At 65.9% G+C, this 457-nt stretch carries 1 protein-coding gene; it reads left to right on the top strand.

The annotated features are described in order from the left end of the window. Nucleotides 1–201: 201 nt before the first annotated feature. Nucleotides 202–457, top strand: a 256-nt coding sequence (locus DVK00_RS22150; RefSeq protein ID WP_121578522.1) for a stress response translation initiation inhibitor YciH, incomplete at its 3' end; no start/stop codon positions are given.

Below are 457 nucleotides of genomic sequence, written 5' to 3'. Positions count from 1 at the left end.
GCTGTGCGCTTTGCCGCACGAGGTCGCCAATACGTCGAACGATGGCGCAATTTTGCACTTAGCAGCCCGGCTTTTTGCCCGTACACTGCGCCACCTTTCAAGCCAGGCGCCCGCCTGGTTGCGCTGCCCCTGCCTGAGTGGGGCTTCGCGGTCGGTACATTGCCGGCCAGTCGCTATCCTGTCCCCTACGAGGACAAGCCGGTGGTCAAGAAAGCTTCGTCGTTCTCCGCCCTGGGCGGTCTCGTCTATTCCACCGACAGCGGTCGGCATTGCCCCGACTGCGGCCAGCCCGTGGACGCCTGCATCTGCAAACAGAGCCGGATTCCCGACGGCGACGGCATCGCCCGCGTGCGCCGCGAGACCAAGGGCCGTGGCGGCAAGACCGTCACCACCATCACCGGAGTGCCGCTGGCCGAGGCCAAGCTGAAGGAGCTGGCCAGCGCGCTGAAGAAGCGTA

Source organism: Haloarcula sp. Atlit-47R (assembly GCF_003665985.1).
Taxonomy (GTDB): domain Archaea; phylum Halobacteriota; class Halobacteria; order Halobacteriales; family Haloarculaceae; genus Haloarcula; species Haloarcula taiwanensis.
Note: the sequence above shows the minus strand (reverse complement) of the source record. Positions and strands in the feature narration are given on the sequence as shown.